At 55.3% G+C, this 4,774-nt stretch carries 5 protein-coding genes; 2 read left to right on the forward strand and 3 right to left on the reverse strand.

All coding sequences use genetic code 11. From position 1 onward, the window contains the following. A partial coding sequence (locus tag ACXJ5O_RS19210; RefSeq protein ID WP_457301292.1) for a DUF1194 domain-containing protein occupies positions 1–623 on the forward strand: 623 nt, incomplete at its 5' end. 97 nt (positions 624–720) lie between these two features. Here the strand turns inward: ACXJ5O_RS19210 and ACXJ5O_RS19215 are convergent. After that, positions 721–1,719, reverse strand: coding sequence for a GlxA family transcriptional regulator (locus tag ACXJ5O_RS19215; RefSeq protein ID WP_112528712.1), 999 nt, complete (start codon positions 1,717–1,719; stop codon positions 721–723). Between the two features lie 622 nt (positions 1,720–2,341). Here ACXJ5O_RS19215 and ACXJ5O_RS19220 point away from each other — a divergent pair. Then, positions 2,342–3,250: a LysR family transcriptional regulator gene (locus ACXJ5O_RS19220; protein WP_457301293.1), complete on the forward strand. Its 909-nt coding sequence runs from the start codon at positions 2,342–2,344 to the stop codon at positions 3,248–3,250. A gap of 140 nt (positions 3,251–3,390) precedes the next feature. On the opposite strand, the gene ACXJ5O_RS19225 is transcribed toward ACXJ5O_RS19220, so the two are convergent. Together ACXJ5O_RS19225 and ACXJ5O_RS19230 are read right to left on the reverse strand one after the other, a co-directional pair. Next, a complete protein-coding gene (locus ACXJ5O_RS19225) occupies positions 3,391–4,113 on the reverse strand; it encodes a copper homeostasis protein CutC (RefSeq protein ID WP_457301294.1) in 723 nt (240 codons plus the stop codon). Then, a partial coding sequence (locus ACXJ5O_RS19230) for an ROK family protein (RefSeq protein ID WP_457301295.1) occupies positions 4,110–4,774 on the reverse strand: 665 nt, incomplete at its 5' end. The genes ACXJ5O_RS19230 and ACXJ5O_RS19225, both read right to left, overlap by 4 nt.

Consider the following 4,774-nt stretch of genomic DNA (forward strand, 5'->3'; position numbering starts at 1 on the left):
GTCGTGTAGCCATTACTTATGTGGAGTGGGCCGGATCGAACGTACAACGAATTATCGTTCCTTGGACGTTGGTTGATGGCGCCGACTCTGCGGAAAAACTTGCGGATGCGCTCGATCAGCCAATTCCCGCAACGCAAAGTCGGACATCGATCTCCGGGGCCATCGATTTTTCCAGTACCCTCTTCGACAACAATGGCTTCAAGGCCTCGCGACGAGTTATCGATATTTCAGGCGACGGCGCGAACAACAATGGTCGCCCAGTGGCTGACGCTCGCGATCAAGCGATTGCCAAGGGCATTACGATCAACGGGTTGCCGTTGATGACGCGTGGGGATTTCTATTCCGACTGGGCCGTGAAAGACCTCGATCTCTATTACAGCAGCTGCGTCATTGGCGGACCGGGTGCTTTCATGGTCCCGGTCAATTCCTGGGATCAGTTTCCGGAGGCTGTGCGCCGGAAACTAGTGTTGGAGTTGGCGGGTGATACTCCTATCACGCGGAAAGCAGATTGGCTGCCGTCACAGACGTTGCCGTTGATCCTGGCCCAGGACAAGCCGCAAATCGATTGCCTCTCAGGCGAGCGAATATGGCAACGGCGGATGCAGGACTGGGAATCCCGCTAGATTCACGCCATGAAGGCCTGTAAATGGCGTTCTACTGCGCTCCGGTGTTCACGCACCGCCATTTTCGTCACGTCATAGCGCGAATCTCAGGCGAACCTCAGGCTGCAATCAACTGCTTGCGATCAGCGCGTTCCTGCTGCGGCGAACGGCCGTAGAGTTCACGGTAGCATTTGGAAAAATGCGATGCCGAGACAAATCCGCATGCAACTGCCACCTCTACGATCGGCATGGATGATTGGATCAACAGATGCCGGGCACGGTCCAAACGGATTTCTAGATAGTAGCGGGCCGGCGAGCGGCCCATTTCCTGGCGGAACAGGCGTTCGATTTGGCGGCGGGAAAGGCCAACATGGTCGGCAATCTCGATCAAGGACAATGGCTCGGAAAGCCGCGCTTCCATCAATTCGATTATTGTCAGGACCTTGGAGTTTTGTACACCGAGACGCGCGCGCAATGGCAGTCGCTGACGGTCGTGTGGGCTGCGCACGCGGTCAGTGAGTGCCTGTTCACAGACACGATTGACGATATTGTCGCCGAAATCATCGCCGATGAGCTTGAGCATCATGTCCAGCGCGGCCGTACCGCCGGCGCAGGTGTAGATGTTGCCGTCAACCTCGAACAGGTCGGCGTATACATCGGCCTTTGGAAAGGCCTCAGCAAAACCTGGAAGATTCTCCCAATGGATCGCGCACCGCTTGCCAGAAAGCAGGCCAGCCGCTGCGAGAATATGCGCCCCGGTGCAGAGTCCGCCTACAGCGACGCCCCGGTTGAATTCTTCGCGAAGCCAGGCAAAGACTGATTTGTTGTGGAATTTCTCAACGTGGATACCGGCGCACACAAAGACCATGGATGGCCTTTCTTCGCCGGTCAGGTACCGCCTCTCGTCTTCCAATGATGTGTTCGCGGCGCATTCCACACCGTTCGAGGCCGTGACAGGCTTCGCATCCACAGAGGCAAGACGCCAGCGATAGGCTTCATACCCGAGCATGCGATTTGCGATGCGCAGTGGCTCGATGGCTGTCGCAAACGCGATCATCGAGAAATTCGGCACGAGAAAGAAAACGAATGAGCGCTTATTGAGACCAATGTGATCCATGGTAATTCCAGGTTCCCGTATCTGGCTTTAAGGCCATGTCGCAACTGAAGTAACAACTTCAACTTACGGGCGTGGTCTCCAAAGCTTTTTTTCAGATAGAACCATAGAATTATTCTAAATGGAAGGGTGGAAACCTGTGTCGCAAAAGCGCAGGTATCACATATGATAAAAGGGAGCAGATAGACCGTTATCTGCTCCCCTGAGTTGACTGCTTCATGATTTTACGACCGCGAATTCTTTATCTCATTGCATTCGCCGACTTGGCGCTCGTAGAGGTCTGGCCAGCCGATGTCGCAACGCATGTTTTCCGGTAATCCGTCAAGCGCCATTTCCGTAGCGCGTAAGCGACGTTCCCGGACAAAAACATCGCGGGCGGTTCTGATTCGTGCAGCCAAGTGATTCGCTTGATCCGCGAAATAGACCGCAAGCCGTTCGGCGAAACTTCTCGTATCGCTGTGATACAGGCTATCGCAAGTGCTCATTTTCCTTCTCCTTTTTTCAGCAAGAGCATCATTTTGCGTGATGTCCTTTGGTGAACTTGACTATCGCCCTAAGTTGATGTTCAATCAAACGAAATTATGAAACACTATGTTTCAGAAAAATTGATGAAGGAGAATGCGCCATGTCAGCCCCGATGCATCATCCCATTCCGATCCTCGACCTGGATGTGTTGCGTACCTTTGCAATGATTGCCGAAACAGGCAGTTTCTCGAGCGCTGCAAATGCTGTGTTTCGTACCCCGTCGGCTGTTTCCATGCAGATCAAAAAGCTGGAGGAGACCCTGGGCCACGTGCTGCTCGAACGGGACGCGCGTTCGGTCAAACTGACACCAAGCGGGGAGGTTCTCCTTGGTTACGCAAGGCGCATGCTGGCTCTCAATCGCGAGACGGTGGCGAWATTTATAGCGCCGACGGTTTCCGGTGTCGTGCGGCTCGGTGCGCCAGACGATGTCGGCGAGCGGGTGCTTCCGTTTGTCTTGAAGCGCTTTGCGGAATCTCACCCCGATGTAACCGTCGATGTGGTCATTGATCAAAGCAATAGTCTGCGCAAACGCCTTGATGAGCAGCGTCTCGACGTCACGTTGGTCAATGTCAATGAGACACTGGCCAAGATGGATGACATAGAAGTTCTCATGACTGAGGAGATCATCTGGGCCGGCGCCAAATGTGGGACTGCCCATGAGCGCAACCCACTGCCGCTTTCAATGTGGGAAGAGGGGTGCATCTGGCGCGCCAATGCGATCAGTGCGCTGGAAAGTGCGGGCCGTGAATATCGCGTTGCCTATATGAGTGCCCATACGATGGGGCAGCGTGCGGCAATCGTTGCTGATCTTGCCGTTGCACCTTTTTCGAAATTCCTTTTGGAAGACAACATGGTACAGCTCGGCGCTGAGCACGGTCTGCCACCACTCGGCGAATCCAGGCTCGGCATGCTTGTTGCGAAGAATGCGGGTGCGCATGTCAAAGCTGTCGCGCAGCATCTGCGGGTTTATTTTGAGGGATATGAGCGGACGGGCAAGCTTAGCTGCTAGAGACCTTTGCCAATCCATCCTGACGGCCATCTGATGCGATTTTCTGCGCTTCGGATGCTCACGGACCAATGAGTCCGCTGCGCTTCGGTTCTCGAAAACCACACCAGCTGACTCATCAGGTTGAATTCTCAAAAGGTCTCTTATCTGCTAGCGCAATAATGTTTCAATGCCCTGACGAGCTCCAAACTCGTCTGCTTCTGTGATGCACTTTCGAAGCCGAGCTGCTTTGTTGGCTCGCTGAGCACGGGCGCGGTCGCGCCGCAAGATGAGTGGATTTCTTCAAGCGGAATGCGGTCCCGCAGAGCACCGATATTGCCAATGTTAATGCCAGAACCGGGCATGATCTTGATTCGGCCCGCAGCAAGTTCGAATGTTGCTTCCAGGTCGTCGATCCCATCAAGCGCGGTCAGTGACCGTCCCGAAGTCAAGATTCGCTCAAATCCGAGCTCGATCGCCGTATTGACGGCCTCAGAAAGATCGGGGACGAGATCGAATGCGCGATGCAGTGTAACACCAAGACCGCCGCATTGCCTGATGAGGCGTTCGAGCGTCGTATGGTCCAGTTGGCCATTGGTGAGGTTGGCGCCGAAAACCACACCAGCAAGCCCAGCGGCGCGTATCACATCGATCTCGCGCAGCATTGCATCGATATCGGCTTCACCAAAAACGAAATTGCCCGGACGAGGACGGATCATGGCGTATATGGGAATAGGGGAGACAGCAGCCTGTCCGATCAGTCCCGGTGTCGGCGTCAGACCGCCCAGCTCCAGCGCTGAACAGAGTTCGATGCGGTCGGCTCCTCCGGTGATAGCCGCTGCCAATCCGATGGGAYTGTCGACACAGACTTCAAGCAGGATGCTCATTTTGCTGTTTCCATCAACCCAAGAACGCCCGCACCGATGAGGCCGGGTTCAATCTTCAATTCTGCAGGAATAACCAGTGGTTTATCTGTTTTCCGCAGGATACGTGCTCGAACTGCCTCATCCAGGCGCTTGATGAGCTCCACAGAATTGGAAAGTCCCCCGCCTACGGGCACGACAGAAGCGCCAACGATGTTGATCGTCATCGCGAGCGGGCCACTGACGATATCGATATAGACTTCAATAGTGCGTTCAGCCGCTGCGTCGCCGGCATTCCACGCCGCTATAATCGCAGTACTCGGCAAATCAACACCATGTAGGTGAGCGTGCAGTCTTTCCATGCCACGCGCCGCGCCCACTGCATCAACGCAACCTGTCTGGCCGCAGCCGCAGGCATAGCGCGGAATGGCAATGGGCGGATTACCCGCAAGCGTGGCGGAAACCGGGCCGTGGCCCCATTCGCCAGCAAAGCCGCCAGCACCTTCGTGAATCGTACCGTTGATAATTATGCCACCGCCGACGCCCGTGCCAAGGATGACACCGAAGACGACACGGTGACCGCGTCCAGCGCCGACGACTGCCTCAGAGAGTGCAAAGCAATCGGCGTCATTGGCGACGAGTACTGGCCTTTGCAGCTTCTCGCTGAGATCGGCAACGAATGTAC

Source organism: Phyllobacterium sp. P5_D12, assembly GCF_054049495.1.

Bases quoted from the DNA above. Each gene is read 5' to 3' on its own strand.
- ACXJ5O_RS19215 (WP_112528712.1), bottom strand. From the start codon at position 1,719: ATGGATCACATTGGTCTCAATAAGCGCTCATTCGTTTTCTTTCTCGTG.